This window comes from Pseudomonas sp. CC11G (genome assembly GCF_056174845.1).
This window is the reverse complement of the sequence record NZ_JBWBZC010000022.1, coordinates 69,852-84,827: the sequence shown is the minus strand read 5'-3', so window position 1 is coordinate 84,827 and position 14,976 is coordinate 69,852. Positions and strand designations below refer to the sequence as shown.

The following is a 14,976-nucleotide window of genomic DNA, read 5'->3' as shown; positions in this document are numbered from 1 at the left end:
ACGCTACTTCCTTAACGTGGCGTTGAACCTTTCTTCAAGCGAGGCGAGGATATTCTGCGTTGTAGTGCTCACCTCTTCGTCATTAAGAGTGCGCGATGGATGTTGCCAGGTCAAGCCAACGGCCAAGCTTTTTCTATGCGGATCAATACCTTTACCGTGATACACATCAAATAGCTTGAGGTCCGTCAGATACTCGCCTGCCGCCTCGCGAATAGCTCCCAACACTGCATCAGCGGCAATGCCCTGATCCACGAGTAAAGCCAAGTCTCGACGCACTTCCGGGAAGCGCGAAAGCTCGTGGAACTTCGGCAAAAGCCCAAGAGCCACTTCCGCCAGCACGAGTTCGAAAAGGAAAAGCGGCTGATCAATTCCGAGGTTTTTGGCCAACTCCGGATGGATCGCACCAACATAACCCACTAACAGACCCGCACGCTCAACCCGTGCAGTCTGACCAGGGTGCAGCGCCGGATGCTCGCCAGGCACAAAGCTGAACGCGCTCTGTGCACCAGAGAAACCCAACAGCGCTTCGACGTCGGCTTTCATATCGTAGAAATCGACAGTTTCACGACCATGCGCCCAACCTTCGGCCATCCGCGAGCCGCACATTACGCCTGCGAGCATCGCCTCCTGCTTCAAGCCTTCAAGCTGGCCAACAAAACGCAGGCACTTTCAAACAGTCGCACACGAGTTTGCTGACGGTTCAAGTTATGTTGAACCGCTTTGACCAAGCCAGGCCACAATGACGAACGCATGGCAGCCATATCGGAAGAAATAGGATTGGCTAACATCAGCGGTTCAACGCCTGGAGTGAACAGGGCGAACAGCTGAGGATCGATGAAGCTGTAGGTGATCGCTTCCTGGTAACCACGAGCCACCAACAGGCGGCGCAAGGCCGGCAACTCAGCACGAGCCTCGGCTTTAGCCTGCGGCGCAAGGCGCGCTTGCGGATAGCGAACCGGCAGGCGGTTGTAACCGTAAAGACGACCAAGCTCTTCAATCAGGTCGACTTCAAGACTTATATCGAACCGGTGACTCGGCACCACGATCTGCCATTGCCCCTGGGCGGCAGCACTCACCTGCAAACCGAGAGCGGTAAGCAAGCGCTCAATCTCGCTCGCCTCCATTTCCATGCCGAGCATTTGATTGATGCGCTCAGCACGCAAGGTGACGGTAGGTGTCGCGGGTAAGTCCGCAGCGCTGGCGACCTCAATAATCGGACCAGCCTCACCGCCAACGATTTCCAGCAGCAAACCCGTTGCCCGCTCCATCGCTTCACGGGCGAGATTCCAATCCACGCCCCGCTCGAAACGGTGAGACGCGTCTGTATGCAGACCATAAGAGCGTGCCTTACCGGCGACGGCGATGGTGTCGAAAAAAGCACTTTCCAGGAACAAGTCCCGAGTACCAACTGCAACGCCGCTGTGTTCGCCCCCCATCACACCTGCAATAGCCAGAGCGCGCTGATGGTCTGCGATCACCAATGTGTCCGCACGCAGCGATACTTCCTGACCATCTAGCAGAACGAGCTTCTCGCCCTCTTCCGCCATACGCACACGAATACCGCCATTGATCTCATTGAGATCAAATGCGTGCATCGGCTGACCAAGTTCCAGCATCACGTAGTTTGTAATGTCTACTGCAGCATCGATGCTGCGCACGTCGGAACGACGCAAACGCTCGACCATCCATAGAGGTGTTGGCTTGCTCAGGTCGACGTTGCGAACAATGCGGCCCAAGTAGCGAGGGCAGGCCTTCGAAGCAGGTACTTCAACGGAAATAACCTGATCATGAACAGCAGGAACCACGGCAACTGACGGACGGCTGACCGGCGCCGCATAAAGCGCTCCGACCTCACGCGCCAAACCAGCTAAAGACAGACAGTCACCACGGTTAGGCGTGAGGTCGACTTCAATGCTGGCGTCATCCAGACCAAGATAGGTGCGCAGGTCTTGGCCGACCGGCGCGTCGCCGGCCAACTCCATCAAACCGCTATTCTCGTCACTGATCTGCAGCTCGGAAGCCGAGCACAGCATGCCATTGGACTCAACGCCACGAAGCTTGGCTTTCTTGATTTTGAAATCGTCCGATAGCTCGGCGCCAATCATGGCAAACGGCACTTTCAGGCCTGGACGTACATTCGGCGCACCACATACGACCTGAAATGTTTCAGCGCCATTGCTGACTTGGCAAACGCGGAGCTTGTCTGCATCCGGATGCTGCTCGGTGCTCAGCACCTCACCAACTACCACACCGCTGAACACGCCGGCGACCAACGCAACGCTGTCGACCTCAAGCCCGGCCATGGACAAACGAGCTACCAATTCATCACGGGAAACCTGTGGGTTTACCCAACTACGCAGCCACTGTTCGCTGAATTTCATTCTGTTCTTCTCCTAGAAAACGTTAACGGACGAGCGATCTAGCGAAATTGCGCAAGGAATCGCAGGTCGTTGTCGAAGAACAGACGCAAGTCATTAACGCCATAACGCAGCATGGCCAGACGCTCTACCCCCATACCGAAGGCAAACCCCTGGTACTTTTCAGGATCGATACCGGACATCCGCAACACATTCGGATGCACCATGCCGCAGCCATAACTTCGAGCCAGCCGGTTTGTTTGCAAACCCGGCAGCCTTTACCGCTGCACATCACGCATTGCATATCGACTTCAGCAGACGGCTCGGTGAACGGGAAGAAAGAAGGACGGAAACGCACGCCCAGATCTTTCTCGAAGAACACACGCAAGAACTCTTCGATGGTGCCTTTCAGGTCAGCGAAGCTGATGTCCTGATCGACCAGCAGGCCTTCAACCTGATGGAACATCGGCGAGTGAGTGATATCAGAGTCGCAGCGGTAGACTCGGCCCGGGCAGACGATACGAATCGGAGGCTGCTGGGACTCCATGGTACGGACCTGTACCGGCGAAGTATGGGTACGTAGCAACATGTTGGCATTGAAATAGAAGGTGTCATGCATTGCCCGCGCCGGGTGGTGGCCAGGAATGTTGAGCGCCTCAAAGTTGTGATAGTCGTCTTCGACTTCAGGACCTTCGGCGATGCCGAACCCGATATGAGTGAAGAACTGCTCGATACGTTCTAGCGTACGAGTAACCGGGTGCAGACCACCGGAAGATTGACCACGGCCTGGCAGGGTGACGTCGATAAATTCGGCAGCGAGCTTGGTGCTCAAAGCTGCTTGCTCGAGCAACTCCTTACGGCTGTTGAGCGAGTCTTGCACACGGTCCTTGGCTGCATTGATCAGCGCACCGACCTTGGGACGATCTTCAGCAGACATGTTGCCCAGGCTCTTCATTACCTGAGTCAGTTCGCCTTTCTTGCCGAGATACAGAACCCGGATTTGCTCCAGGGCATTGACGTCTTCTGCGCGCTGAACGGCCTCTAGTGCTTGAGAGACCAGCGCATCCAGGTTTTCCATTTACAGACTCCAGATACGAAATAGGGGAAGAGCTCGAAGGCTCTTCCCCTATTGGTGACGTTTAGCACCGGGCGAGCCCGGTGATTGTCGGGGACTTAAGCCAGAACGGCTTTCGCTTTCTCGACAATCGCAGCAAACGCCGCTTTTTCGTTCACTGCCAGATCAGCCAGAACCTTACGGTCGATCTCGATCGCTGCCTTTTTCAAGCCAGCGATGAAACGGCTGTAGGACAAACCGTTGATGCGGGCGCCAGCGTTGATACGGCGATCCACAGAGCACGGAATTGACGTTTTTTCTGACGACGGTCGCGGTAGGCGTATTGGCCTGCCTTGATTACCGCTTGTTTGGCAACGCGGAACACGCGTGAACGTGCACCATAGTAGCCTTTAGCGAGTTTCAGAATTTTTTTGTGACGACGGCGAGCAACAACGCCACGCTTTACACGAGCCATGAGTAACTTCCTCTAATTCTTGACCGAAATTAACGAACGCGCAGCATGCGCGCGACCTTTGCCACGTCAGACGGATGCACCATGGTGCTGCCGCGCAGATGACGCTTACGCTTGGTCGACATTTTGGTCAGGATGTGGCTCTTGAAAGCGTGCTTGTGCTTGAAACCATTAGCGGTTTTCAAGAAACGTTTAGCTGCACCGCTTTTGGTTTTCATTTTTGGCATGTTCGGATACTCCGCATTCAGTTGATAAACATAACCGCAAGGCCTGCCGTGCCCTGGTGGTTATTTCTTCTTTTTGGGGGCGATGACCATGATAAGTTGGCGTCCTTCCATCTTCGGGTGCTGCTCAACGGTGCCGTATCAGCAAGGTCACCTTCAACCCGCTTCAACAACTCCATGCCCAGCTCCTGATGCGCCATCTCACGGCCGCGGAATCGCAAGGAAACCTTGGCCCTGTCCCCATCACTAAGGAAACGTACCAGGTTGCGTAGTTTTACCTGGTAATCCCCTTCCTCCGTCCCTGGACGAAACTTGATTTCTTTAACCTGAACCTGTTTTTGGTTCTTTTTCGCTGCGGCAACCTGTTTCTTCTTTTCGAAGATCGACTTGCCATAATCCATTACGCGGCAGACCGGTGGAACCGCATCAGCGGAAATCTCTACCAGGTCCAGCTTGGATTCTTCAGCGATTCTAAGCGCTTCATCAATCGAGACGATGCCAATTTGCTCGCCGTCAGCGCCAATTAACCGAACCTCGCGTGCCGAGATATTCTCGTTGATCGGGGCTTTCGGTGCAGCTCGTTTATCTTGTCTCATTTCACGCTTAATAATAATTACTCCGAATCTTGGCGACCACGCCGGGAAACCGCTTGCGTAAGGAATTCTGCGAATTGGGCGACAGGCATGGAGCCAAGGTCAGCACCTTCTCGCGTACGCACAGCGACAGTTTGCGTTTCAACTTCCCGATCCCCGATAACCAAGAGATACGGAACCTTGAGCAAAGTATGCTCGCGGATTTTAAAGCCGATTTTTTCGTTTCTCAAGTCAGACTTGGCACGGAACCCGCTTTGATTGAGGCTTTTTTCAACCTCAAGCGCAAAATCAGCCTGTTTGTCGGTGATATTCAAAATCACCGCCTGAGTAGGCGACAGCCAAGCCGGGAATGCACCTTCGTAGTGCTCGATCAGCATGCCGATAAAGCGCTCAAACGACCCCAGGATTGCGCGATGCAACATAACGGGGTGTTTGCGGCTGTTATCTTCACTGACGAATTCAGCCCCCAGACGCACTGGCAGGTTGAAATCGAGCTGCAGGGTACCACACTGCCACACACGACCCAGGCAATCCTTCAACGAGAACTCGATCTTCGGACCATAGAAAGCACCTTCACCCGGCTGCAGGTCGTACGGCAGCCCAGCACTATCGAGAGCGGAAGCCAAGGCAGCCTCGGCGCGATCCCACAATTCATCAGATCCCACGCGCTTTTCAGGACGAGTCGACAGTTTGAGCTGAATATCGGTGAAGCCGAAATCCGAGTACACATCCAGCGTCAGTTTGATAAACGCCGCCGACTCCGCCTGCATTTGCTCTTCGGTGCAGAAAATGTGGGCGTCGTCCTGAGTGAACGCGCGGACCCGCATGATGCCGTGCAGCGCGCCCGACGGCTCGTTACGGTGGCAAGCACCGAACTCAGCCAGACGCATCGGCAGCTCGCGGTAGCTCTTCAGCCCCTGGTTGAACACCTGAACATGGCATGGGCAGTTCATCGGCTTGATCGCGTAATCGCGACTTTCCGACTCAGTGGTAAACATATTTTCGGCGTAGTTGGCCCAGTGCCCGGATTTCTCCCACAGGCTACGGTCAACCACTTGCGGCGTCTTGATTTCAAGGTAGCCGTTCTCACGCTGAACCTTACGCATGTACTGCTCGAGCACTTGGTACAAAGTCCAACCATTCGGATGCCAGAACACCATACCCGGAGCTTCTTCCTGGGTATGGAACAAGTTCAGGCGCTTGCCGATTTTACGGTGATCGCGCTTCTCGGCTTCTTCGATGCGTTGCACATAAGCGGCCAGTTGCTTTTTATCTGCCCATGCAGTGCCGTACACACGCTGCAATTGCTCGTTCTTGGCATCGCCACGCCAGTAGGCACCGGAAAGCTTGGTCAGCTTGAAGGCTTTGAGGAAACGAGTATTCGGCACGTGGGGACCGCGGCACATGTCGAGGTATTCCTGGTGATAGTAGAGACCCATCTCTTGGGTATCAGGCATGTCCTCGACCAGACGCAGCTTGTACTCCTCGCCACGAGCGGAAAACTCAGCGATGACTTCGGCACGCGGAGTCATCTTCTTGACCACGTCGTACTCAGTTTCGATCAGCTGATGCATGCGCGCTTCAATCGCCGACAAGTCGTCCAGCGTGAAGGGGCGCTCGTAGGCGATGTCGTAATAGAAGCCTTCTTCGATGACCGGACCAATCACCATGCGCGCAGTCGGGTACAGCTGCTTGACCGCATGACCCACGAGATGAGCGCAGGAGTGACGAATGATCTCCAGCCCCTCTTGGTCCTTAGGCGTAATGATCTGCAGAGTCGCGTCGCTGCTGATGAGATCGCAGGCATCTACCAACGTGCCGTTGACCTTGCCGGCCACGGTGGCTTTCGCCAAACCGGCGCCAATGGATTGAGCCACCTCGGCTACGGAAACCGGATGATCGAACGAACGCTGACTGCCGTCGGGAAGAGTAATAACAGGCATGGCGCTTCCTCTCCTAGTGGTGACCCCTACCAAAGGTCACATGGGTTGGGATGAGCCAGTACGCGATTCGGCGGTGTACCCGCCTCACAGTGGCAGGAGCCCGAGGGCCAACCTGAACCGAACCGCAGTCACTGGGGATTTTTTAGGACTTTGGATGCTTTCAGAAAGCCGAAGCCCTGACAAGCGCCCAATAAAAAAGGGTCACCGAAGTGACCCTTTAAATTTGGTAGGCACGATTGGACTCGAACCAACGACCCCCACCATGTCAAGGTGGTGCTCTAACCAACTGAGCTACGTGCCTGCAATGGAGGCGCATTCTACGGAGGCAGCTAAAAGAGTCAACCCTTTTCTCGCTAACTACCTGAATAAACGTATTTTTTACTGTTCAGCGAGGCGTTTTATATTTTGCACGGAGGCTAGCCGGGCATTTTTAACTCAGGTAGCATCGGCCAATTCGTAAAAAATATAAAACAGAGGTTGCAAGATGGCACACACTCCTTATCCGCAGTCTTACTACGCCGCGTCGGCCAATGCCGTTCCCGCCAGACCCGAATTGGTCGGCGACGTAGAAACCGATGTCTGTGTGGTGGGTGCTGGTTACACCGGTCTTTCCACCGCCCTCTTCCTGCTGGAAAACGGCTTCAAGGTCACCATCGTGGAAGCGGCAAAAGTAGGTTTCGGCGCCTCAGGCCGCAATGGTGGCCAGATCGTGAACAGCTACAGTCGCGATATCGACGTCATTGAGCGCACCGTCGGCCCAAGGCAGGCGCAACTCCTTGGTCAGATGGCGTTTGAGGGCGGCCGCATCATTCGTGAGCGCATCGCCACCTATAACATTCAGTGCGACCTGAAAGACGGCGGTGTTTTCGCAGCCATCACCAAAAAGCAGATGGGCCACCTGGAATCGCAAAAGAAGCTGTGGGAGCGCTACGGCCACACCCAGCTTGAGCTGATGGATAGCAAGCGTATCCGTGAAGTGGTCAATACCGAGAACTACATTGGCGGCATGCTCGACATGAGCGGCGGCCATATTCATCCCTTGAACTTGGCATTGGGCGAAGCTGCCGCCGTTGAATCGTTGGGTGGTGTTATTTACGAACAGACCCCAGCCACTCGCATCGAGCGCGGCGCCAACCCAGTGGTACACACGCCACAGGGCCGCGTAAAAGCCAAGTTCGTGGTGGTTGCTGGCAACGCCTATCTGGGTAACCTGATCCCTGAACTGGCCGCCAAATCGATGCCTTGCGGCACGCAAGTGATCACCACCGAACCCCTGAGCGACGAAGTTGCCGCCAGCTTACTGCCGCAGGATTACTGCGTAGAAGACTGCAACTACCTGCTTGATTACTACCGTCTCAGTGGCGACAAGCGCCTGATCTTCGGCGGCGGCGTGGTTTACGGCGCTCGCGATCCGGCCAACATCGAGGCCATCATTCGTCCCAAGCTGGTGCAAACTTTCCCGCAGCTGAAAAACGTGAAGATCGACTACGCGTGGACAGGCAACTTCCTGCTCACTCTATCGCGCTTGCCGCAGGTGGGTCGCCTCGGCGACAACATCTATTACTCCCAAGGTTGCAGTGGCCACGGCGTTACCTATACCCACTTGGCAGGCAAGATTCTCGCCGAATCCCTGCGCGGGCAGGCAGAACGCTTCGACGCCTTTGCCGGCCTGCCGCACTACCCGTTCCCGGGTGGCCATCTGATGCGCGTACCGTTCACCGCCATGGGCGCCTGGTATTACAGCCTGCGCGACAAGCTTGGTTTTTAACTCCTATCACAAATAAAAACGGCGCCCTGGAGGCGCCGTTTTTATTTGTAGCTATTAATGCGCACCGTGCTCTAGCGCTTCACGGGCATTGCCGGCAGCCAATTTCTGGCCGGCCTGCTCAAGTTGCGTAGCAGCAATCAGCCAGCGCTGGCGCTCAACATTCACCGGCAACTGCGCCGGGGCCTGAATCAGAACAGCCCAATTGCCAAGCTTATCCCAGGCCGACTGGAAGTCTTTGAAGGTCACCACCAGGCGACGGCTCATCCCGGAACGCAGCAGCAAACGCTGCTTCACCCGATCGTAACCCACAACTATCGCGTAATGCGGTGACGAAACCAGTCTGCCATCGTCCAGACGCACCAACACCGGATAGCCCGCGGACACCTGCTCTAAAACGTCAGCCAAACGCGCGGGCAACGGGTATACCAGCAAACCATGCTCGTTAACCACGCGAGTTAGGTTTTTCTCAATCACAGTTTCCTGGCCCGGCAGGCGCATTTTTTTGGCTACCAGCCCAGGAGTCGTCACTACATCTTGCTGAGACAACATTACGGCCACCGCTCCCGGGGCCCCCTCGAAAGCTGTCTCGGCAAAGAAAGGTACGCCGTTCAACTCAACACGCTCTGGAAGCGCGCGCACTTCTGGCGCCACGACTACCTGCGAGGAACAAGCAGCCACAAGCAGAAACACACCGCCAACCAGCAGTAACGATCGAAGTTTCGACACCTGCGCATGCTCCCGATTAGTCCAAGAAAGGCCCGAATCATACATGGGCAACTCGAGCCAAACTTTATTCCAGGCAAAGAAAAGCCCGACCTAAGCCGGGCTCTTCTGAAACACCGCGCTAATTACTTAGCTTGGGCTTCTACTTCAGCTTCTACGCGACGGTTTACAGCGCGGCCAGCTTCGGTAGCGTTATCCGCAACCGGCTTGGACTCGCCGTAGCCAACAGCGTTAACACGAGCGCCACCTACACCGTACTGGTTAACCAGAACTTCACGAACGGCGTTAGCACGACGCTCGGACAGTTTTTGGTTGTAAGCGTCAGTACCAACGGAGTCGGTGTGACCTTCAACAGTGGTGGAGGTTGCTGGGTATTGCTTCATGAAGTCAGCCAGGTTTTTGATATCGCCATAGCTTTCTTCTTTGACTTTCGCTTTGTCGAAGTCGAATTTCACGTCCAGCTCAACGCGAACAACTTCAGCAACAGCCGGGCAGCCATCAGCGTCAACAGTTACGTTGGCAGCGGTGCCTGGGCACTTGTCGACGTTGTCGCACACGCCGTCGTTGTCGCTGTCGGAGCAAACTTCTGGAGCAGCAGCTGCAGCTACTGGCTCAGCAGCTTTTTTGCCGCCGCCGAAGTTAACGCCGATACCAACGCTTGGCGCCCACTCGGTGTCGCCTTGGTCGATGTTGTACTGAGCTTCAACGCCGGCACGGGCGTAGAAGTTCTCGGTGAAGTAAACCTTGGCACCGCCGCCAACGTTGGCGAAAGTGGAGCCGTTACGGCCGCCGCTGCCATTCTGGCCAATGCTCTGATCCGAGAAACCGGCAGAAACGTACGGACGAACTACGTCGCCTGGAGCGTTGAAGTGGTACAGCGCGTCCAGAGCGGTGTTCGAGCCTTTGATGTTACGGCCGTCGTCGCTACGAGCGTTGTGGACTTCGTCGTAACCCAGGCGCAGTTCAACGTCGTCGGTCAGGAAGTAACCAACCGAACCGCCGAAGAGGTTGCCGTTGTTTTTGAAGTCACGAGCGCTGTCGAACATTTCTTTCTTGGCGAAGCCTTCAACTTCTACTGCACCTTGGCCTTGGGCCAACGCCTGAAGAGAGGAAGCAGCGATCAGCGAGCCGATAACAACGCCTAAGGTGTTTTTAAATTTCATCCGTAAATCCCTATCTTGGTGGTCAGTAAGTTGTCTGACAAACGCAAGACAACTCAGGCGGCGATTCTATCAGGAATCACCTGGTCGGTTAGAGGTATTTCACCCAACTAAGTTTCGGTAACTCCCGAAAATTTTTCCCGCAAACGATCCAAGGCCCGTTTATATCGCATCTTGGTTGCGCTCAACCCCATATGCATGATGTCGGCGATCTCCTGAAACTCCAGTTCTGCGACAAATCGCAGCACCAGAATCTCCCGATCAATCGGATTCACATGCACAAGCCAAAGGTCAAGACCGCCAGGCTCTTGGGCTACAGGGGTCTTCTCTTCGGAAGCCTCCTCCAAAGGATCCAAACTAAGCGCATCCAAGAGGCGTCTTTTTCGACGCTCTTTGCGGTATTGGGTAATGCACTCGTTGTAGGTAATGCTGTAAAGCCAAGTCTTGAACTTTGACTTGCCTTCAAAATTCTTCAGCCCATATAAAACTTTCAACATTACTTCTTGACAGACGTCGTCGGCGTCCCTGTCGTTTCCCAAATAACGCGCACATACGTTAAATAAGGTTCGCTGGTAACGGCGCATTAGCTCTTCATATGCCCGCGTTATGTGGAACAACTCCACATGCGCACGCGCCACCAGCTCTTCATCCGAGAGCTCGCGGGGATCATAACGGGAAGATAGTGATTGAGCTTTATTCAAAACGAGTCGGGCCGGCAGTCTGGTGAATAGCCGCCACAGCCCTGAACCTCAGGCAGTCCAAGATGGCGGCATACATTAGCAGGGATTGGCGAATTAGCGGCTGCTCACCCGTTGCTCGAGGATCTCGCGATTGGACAGCGAAACCAGCTCGCCGTCATCGGTCAGCAAGGTAGTTTTCACGGTGCCGATCTCCTCAATCTGCCCTTCCACGTCACCCACTTTCAGCTGCTGGCCCACCTCATACAGCTCGCGCACGTAGATGCCGGCGAGAATCTGCGCAGCGATATCACGGCTGCCCAAGCCCAGCGCCAACGCAACCGCCAGGCCAACGGAGATCAGCACGATGGCGATCACGTTATTAAGCAAGTCGGTTTTGACTTCCAACTGGCCGATGGCAACCGAGATACTCAGAATAATCACCAGGCCTTGCGCGATACGGCCCAGGCCATTGGCATAATCCAGACCTACGCCATCGGCAGCGCTGCGCACCAGACCGCTAACCAATTGCGCCAGCAGAATGCCGATCACCAGCACCAGTGCCGCACCGAATACTTTCGGCAGGTACAGGGCCAGCACATCCAAGGTCGCAGAAACACGCTGCAGGCCGAGCGACTCAGCCGCCGAGACCAGAAACACCAGCAGCACGAACCAATAGACGATCTTGCCGATCAGCGCCGAAACCGGCACCTGAATGCCAGCACGAGCAATCAGTTTGGTCAGGCCAGTGCCCGCCATCAGGCGATCCAGGCCCACCTTGCCGAGCAGCTTCGACAGCAGGGTGTCGAGCAGCTTGGCCACGACAAAACCGAGCAGAACCAGAATCAGGGCAACGAACAGGTTGGGAATGAACACTGCAACTTTGGTCCACAGCGCAGCCATTGCCTCTTTCAGGCTTTGGGTCCAGAGATCGAGTTCCATGTTCAGTCAGCCTTATTGGGAGTACGAGCGGAGGAAGTGCGGCGCGATACCGGCGCGATGTGGTCGGAGCCTTTGCTGATAGCGATCAGTAGCGCTTCAAGGCACCGGCCCATCAGACCGAAGAGATCGCCGGCACCGACTTGGCGGTTGGCGGTTTTCAGTACGCGGCCGAGCGTTGCGTCATCGTCGTGGCTGGAGGCCGACGACTTGAGCAAGTCTCGCAAGGATTGTTCGAATGGATCGTGCATGCGCACCTCAGGATATCTCAGGGCTAGACGCGGGCTATTTTTGCCAAGTCACATCAAACCCAACGCAATCGACGAAAAAGCCACCATTGTCCCAGCGCGACGCCGGCCATAAGCAGACACGCCACCAAGAACCCATACGGGCTTTCAGAGCCCGGAATACCGCCGACATTGATGCCCAGCAGCCCGGTCAAAAAGCTCATCGGCAGGAAAATTCCAGTGACGATACCGAAGCGATACATGGTCCGGTTCATCCGTTCACTCATGCGCCGGCTTTCAGTTTCCAGTACCAGCCCGACCCGCTCGCGAATCAGCTCGAGTTCTTCCAGATAACGGGTCAGACGGTTATTCAGTTCGTTCCAGTAGTCCGCATCATCGTCGGCAAACCACGACAGCCTGCTGCGCGTGAGCTGACCAAAAATATCCCGCTGCGGCGCCAGAAACCGGCGCAAACCGGCCGCGCGGCGGCGGATATGCAGCATCTGCCCATGTTCCGGGGTAAAACGCTCATCGGCGTCGGCCTGCTCTTCCTGGCTATCGACCAGGTCGGACAAGTCGCTCACCAGCGCGTCGACTTTGCCGGTCATATGCTGAGCCAGATACAGCATCAGTTCAGACGAGGTTTTCGGCCCCTTCCCCGCCTCGAGCTCGGCAATAAGGTCCTCGGTCGCGTGCAACGGCCGCAAGCGCAGAGAAATCACCCGTTGCGCCGCCGCAAAGATGCGCACCGACACCATGTCTTCCGGCTCGGCGCCCGGGTTGAGGTTTACGCCACGCAGAAACAACAGCAGCTCTTCATTGGGTAGCGGCAACAAGCGCGGACGGGTGTTCTCTTCCAGCAGCAGGTCGCAGCTGAATTCATTCAGGCCGCTGCCATCGCGCAACCAGGCGTGGGTTTGCGGATGACCACGATCCCAATGCAGCCACAGGCTTTCCTGCGGTTGCAGCGCTAACCCATCGATTTGCTGACGGGCAATGGAGCGGGCACCGCCCTCGCCGTCCAGCACATAGGCATGCACCAGCCCCCATTGCGCGTTGTCTTCTTCGTGCATTCCCTACCCTTAATACAAAAGCCCGGCTTCCAGGCCCCGTGAAAACTACTGCGCTCGGTTTAGCCGCGTTAAAAACAGGCGAAAAATGCTCGTTGACTACGTGTCAACTCCGCTTTTTCGCCTGTTTTTGCCTTGCTTAACCTTCGCTCGTTACGTTTTCACGCGGCCTGGTTCACCGGGTTTTCAGTTTACGCCGGCATCTTCAGCGCTTGCGGCGAGATGATGATGCCGTTGTTGTCGGCATACACGAACTCGCCCGGGCGGAAGGTTACGCCGCCGAAAGTCACGGCGACGTTGAGGTCGCCGATGCCGCGTTTTTCGGTCTTCATCGGGTGGCTGGCCAGGGCCTGTACGCCCAGCTCGGTTTGCGCGATGACGTCAACGTCACGAATGCAGCCGTAGATCACCAAGCCTTCCCAACCATTCTTCGCGGCTTTCTCGGCGAGCATGTCCCCGAGTACGGCGCGGCGCAGTGAACCGCCGGCGTCGACTACCAGCACTTTGCCTTTGCCCGGCAGGTCGACTTGGTCTTTGACCAGAGAGTTGTCTTCGAAGCATTTGATGGTGACGATTTCACCGCCAAACGAATCGCGGCCGCCGAAGTTGCTGAACATCGGCTCCACTACCTGCACCAGTTCCGGGTAGGCGTCGCACAAATCGGGAGTGACGTATTGCATGGCAAATCTCCTTGAAAGGTTATGGAAACCGCTCGTTCAAAGCTCGATACGGCGACATCTTAGCCGTGTCACTGCGCTGATGAAACGTCCGCCACGGTCTGCGCCGCCGGTTCCAACCCGGCCGGCAGGCTCAGGTGGCGCAACCAGTGCTCGGCCAGCGGCCAGACTTCTTCTTGCGCTTGTTTGCTGACCAGCATCTCGACATGGCCGAAGTCATCGCTAAAACCCTGCTTCTTGCCCAGGCAAAGAAAACGACGGTGCTCCGAGCCAAACTGCTCGAGCAGCTTGCGACAGCCCCAGGCCGGGTCTTGCAGGTCACCATCGGCGCCCACCGCCAGCACCGGCACGTTCACTTCGGCCAGGCCTTTCCACCAATTGTTCTTCTTGCCCTCGCCAAACCTGCCGAACAAGCCGTGCCAACGCAGGCTTTCGCGCATCAGGCCAATCGGCTCATCTTCCGGACCACGCTTGAGGCGCGAGCCGGAAATCACGGAAACGCCCTTGAGCAACAGGCGTGCGCCCCACTCCACCGGCGGCATTTTCAGCGGCCAGTACACGCGACTGATCTGACTACCGAACAGCGCGACCGAGGCCACGTCGTCCTCGTTGAGGTAATGGCCACCGAGTGCGCCGGCCAGCGTAATGCCGCCCAGCGAATGGCCAATCCAGTGCGGCGCCTGCCCACTCTGCTCGCGAACAAAGGCGGCAATTGCCGGCAAGTCATAGCGGGCGTAATCGGCCACGGTGTTGTTGCGGTATTCGAGGTTGCGTGGCGACAAGCCGTGGCCGCGCATTTCCGCGATCCACACATCGAAACCGGCGCGCGCCAGGTACGGCCCCAGGCCAATGCACTTGGGCGAATACCAGAAGCGCCGGTTGGAAAAACTGCCAGGGATCAAAATCACCGGCACGCCGCGGTCCTCACCATGGTTAGCCATGCCCAAACGGGTCAGGGCCAACTCCACGCTGAAGTCGGGGCTGTTGGAGGGTTTGAGGCGATAAACGTCCTCGCTGAGGTCGCCACGAAACTCGGCACTCATCAAGGCTACGGGAAACAGTTCACTGCTACTTTGCATGCGGATCGACTGG

Annotated in this window: 12 protein-coding genes, 1 tRNA gene and 3 pseudogenes; 1 reads left to right on the top strand and 15 read right to left on the bottom strand. The window is 56.2% G+C overall.

What is annotated here, in order from left to right; translation table 11 throughout:
- Positions 1-3: 3 nt before the first annotated feature.
- The 7 genes and pseudogenes from pheT to AC0V2S_RS21885 form a co-directional block, all read right to left on the bottom strand.
- A pseudogene (gene pheT, locus AC0V2S_RS21915) lies at positions 4-2,381 on the bottom strand (phenylalanine--tRNA ligase subunit beta).
- A 38-nt stretch (positions 2,382-2,419) separates the two neighbouring features.
- Positions 2,420-3,435 (bottom strand): annotated as a pseudogene (gene pheS / locus AC0V2S_RS21910) (phenylalanine--tRNA ligase subunit alpha).
- Positions 3,436-3,530: 95 nt separating this feature from the next.
- Positions 3,531-3,886 (bottom strand): annotated as a pseudogene (gene rplT, locus AC0V2S_RS21905) (50S ribosomal protein L20).
- Positions 3,887-3,915: 29 nt separating this feature from the next.
- On the bottom strand, positions 3,916-4,110 hold the full coding sequence (gene rpmI, locus AC0V2S_RS21900) for a 50S ribosomal protein L35 (RefSeq protein ID WP_090241698.1): 195 nt from the start codon (positions 4,108-4,110) through the stop codon (positions 3,916-3,918).
- A 17-nt stretch (positions 4,111-4,127) separates the two neighbouring features.
- Positions 4,128-4,703, bottom strand: a complete 576-nt coding sequence (gene infC, locus AC0V2S_RS21895) for a translation initiation factor IF-3 (RefSeq protein ID WP_475511563.1) — start codon at positions 4,701-4,703, stop codon at positions 4,128-4,130.
- 17 nt (positions 4,704-4,720) lie between these two features.
- Positions 4,721-6,643 (bottom strand): threonine--tRNA ligase, encoded by a 1,923-nt coding sequence (gene thrS, locus AC0V2S_RS21890; protein WP_475511562.1) that lies wholly within the window; start codon positions 6,641-6,643, stop codon positions 4,721-4,723.
- A gap of 224 nt (positions 6,644-6,867) precedes the next feature.
- A tRNA-Val gene (locus AC0V2S_RS21885) sits at positions 6,868-6,944 on the bottom strand.
- A gap of 183 nt (positions 6,945-7,127) precedes the next feature.
- Between AC0V2S_RS21885 and AC0V2S_RS21880 the strand changes: the two genes are divergently transcribed.
- Positions 7,128-8,411, top strand: a complete 1,284-nt coding sequence (locus AC0V2S_RS21880; protein WP_475511561.1) for an NAD(P)/FAD-dependent oxidoreductase — start codon at positions 7,128-7,130, stop codon at positions 8,409-8,411.
- Between the two features lie 54 nt (positions 8,412-8,465).
- Here the strand turns inward: AC0V2S_RS21880 and AC0V2S_RS21875 are convergent, their stop codons facing one another.
- From AC0V2S_RS21875 to AC0V2S_RS21840, 8 genes are all read right to left on the bottom strand, one after another.
- Entirely contained in the window at positions 8,466-9,182 is a 717-nt protein-coding gene (locus AC0V2S_RS21875; protein ID WP_475511560.1) for a peptidase C39 family protein, read from the bottom strand.
- A 77-nt stretch (positions 9,183-9,259) separates the two neighbouring features.
- A complete protein-coding gene (locus AC0V2S_RS21870; protein ID WP_475511559.1) occupies positions 9,260-10,297 on the bottom strand; it encodes an OmpA family protein in 1,038 nt (345 codons plus the stop codon).
- 107 nt (positions 10,298-10,404) lie between these two features.
- Positions 10,405-10,995, bottom strand: a complete 591-nt coding sequence (sigX, locus tag AC0V2S_RS21865) for an RNA polymerase sigma factor SigX (protein ID WP_475511558.1) — start codon at positions 10,993-10,995, stop codon at positions 10,405-10,407.
- A gap of 93 nt (positions 10,996-11,088) precedes the next feature.
- Positions 11,089-11,913 (bottom strand): mechanosensitive ion channel family protein, encoded by an 825-nt coding sequence (locus AC0V2S_RS21860; RefSeq protein ID WP_475511557.1) that lies wholly within the window; start codon positions 11,911-11,913, stop codon positions 11,089-11,091.
- A gap of 2 nt (positions 11,914-11,915) precedes the next feature.
- Positions 11,916-12,161: a CrfX protein gene (locus AC0V2S_RS21855; RefSeq protein ID WP_475511556.1), complete on the bottom strand. Its 246-nt coding sequence runs from the start codon at positions 12,159-12,161 to the stop codon at positions 11,916-11,918.
- A gap of 53 nt (positions 12,162-12,214) precedes the next feature.
- The gene (locus AC0V2S_RS21850; protein ID WP_475511555.1) at positions 12,215-13,210 is read right to left on the bottom strand and encodes a zinc transporter ZntB; all 996 of its coding nucleotides are present in this window, start codon (positions 13,208-13,210) and stop codon (positions 12,215-12,217) included.
- A gap of 188 nt (positions 13,211-13,398) precedes the next feature.
- Positions 13,399-13,887, bottom strand: coding sequence for a ribonuclease E activity regulator RraA (rraA, locus tag AC0V2S_RS21845; protein ID WP_108096697.1), 489 nt, complete (start codon positions 13,885-13,887; stop codon positions 13,399-13,401).
- 68 nt (positions 13,888-13,955) lie between these two features.
- Positions 13,956-14,963: an alpha/beta fold hydrolase gene (locus AC0V2S_RS21840; protein ID WP_475511554.1), complete on the bottom strand. Its 1,008-nt coding sequence runs from the start codon at positions 14,961-14,963 to the stop codon at positions 13,956-13,958.
- Between the last annotated feature and the right edge of the window lie 13 nt (positions 14,964-14,976).

Coding starts and splice junctions, on each gene's coding strand:
- infC (WP_475511563.1), bottom strand. CDS start 4,703: ATGAGACAAGATAAACGAGCTGCACCGAAAGCCCCGATCAACGAGAAT.
- rpmI (WP_090241698.1), bottom strand. CDS start 4,110: ATGCCAAAAATGAAAACCAAAAGCGGTGCAGCTAAACGTTTCTTGAAA.
- AC0V2S_RS21880 (WP_475511561.1), top strand. CDS start 7,128: ATGGCACACACTCCTTATCCGCAGTCTTACTACGCCGCGTCGGCCAAT.
- AC0V2S_RS21875 (WP_475511560.1), bottom strand. CDS start 9,182: ATGTATGATTCGGGCCTTTCTTGGACTAATCGGGAGCATGCGCAGGTG.
- AC0V2S_RS21870 (WP_475511559.1), bottom strand. CDS start 10,297: ATGAAATTTAAAAACACCTTAGGCGTTGTTATCGGCTCGCTGATCGCT.
- AC0V2S_RS21840 (WP_475511554.1), bottom strand. CDS start 14,963: ATGCAAAGTAGCAGTGAACTGTTTCCCGTAGCCTTGATGAGTGCCGAG.
- AC0V2S_RS21850 (WP_475511555.1), bottom strand. CDS start 13,210: ATGCACGAAGAAGACAACGCGCAATGGGGGCTGGTGCATGCCTATGTG.
- AC0V2S_RS21860 (WP_475511557.1), bottom strand. CDS start 11,913: ATGGAACTCGATCTCTGGACCCAAAGCCTGAAAGAGGCAATGGCTGCG.
- AC0V2S_RS21855 (WP_475511556.1), bottom strand. CDS start 12,161: ATGCACGATCCATTCGAACAATCCTTGCGAGACTTGCTCAAGTCGTCG.
- rraA (WP_108096697.1), bottom strand. CDS start 13,887: ATGCAATACGTCACTCCCGATTTGTGCGACGCCTACCCGGAACTGGTG.
- thrS (WP_475511562.1), bottom strand. CDS start 6,643: ATGCCTGTTATTACTCTTCCCGACGGCAGTCAGCGTTCGTTCGATCAT.